Below are 348 nucleotides of genomic sequence, written 5' to 3'. Positions count from 1 at the left end.
CACGGCAAGTTGATCACGAGTCTCGTCCGGGATGCGCATACGACACCAACGAGCCCCAGCTTTGAAAGCAACACCTTGATGATCGGCAGGCCCTAAGGGCTGTCCCGCAATGAGCTTCTTCAGCGTTGCAGCTCCAGTGTGAGGATGGCCTTGGCGATTGACGTCATGCGGTTGGGGCTGCATCGGGACCTGCGGAAGATCCGCCAGGTCTTCAGGCGGGCGACGCCGCGTTCGACAGGTGCGCGTGTGGCGGCCAGGGCACGGTTGCGGGTCTTGTCGGTGGGGGTCAGTTCCTGCAGGGGCTTGCGTTTGATGCCCGTGGTCAGCCAGGGACCGGCGCCCTGGTAG

At 63.8% G+C, this 348-nt stretch carries 1 protein-coding gene; it reads right to left on the bottom strand.

Translation table 11 applies throughout. The features are described from left to right. Positions 1-119: 119 nt before the first annotated feature. The coding region (locus OO54_RS41025) for a transposase family protein (protein WP_033212900.1) at positions 120-348 on the bottom strand (229 nt) is incomplete at its 5' end.

Origin of the sequence: Streptomyces wedmorensis (assembly GCF_000716445.1) — a bacterium.
In the GTDB taxonomy this organism is placed as follows: domain Bacteria; phylum Actinomycetota; class Actinomycetes; order Streptomycetales; family Streptomycetaceae; genus Streptomyces; species Streptomyces wedmorensis.
This window is presented reverse-complemented; position numbering and strand designations above follow the sequence as displayed.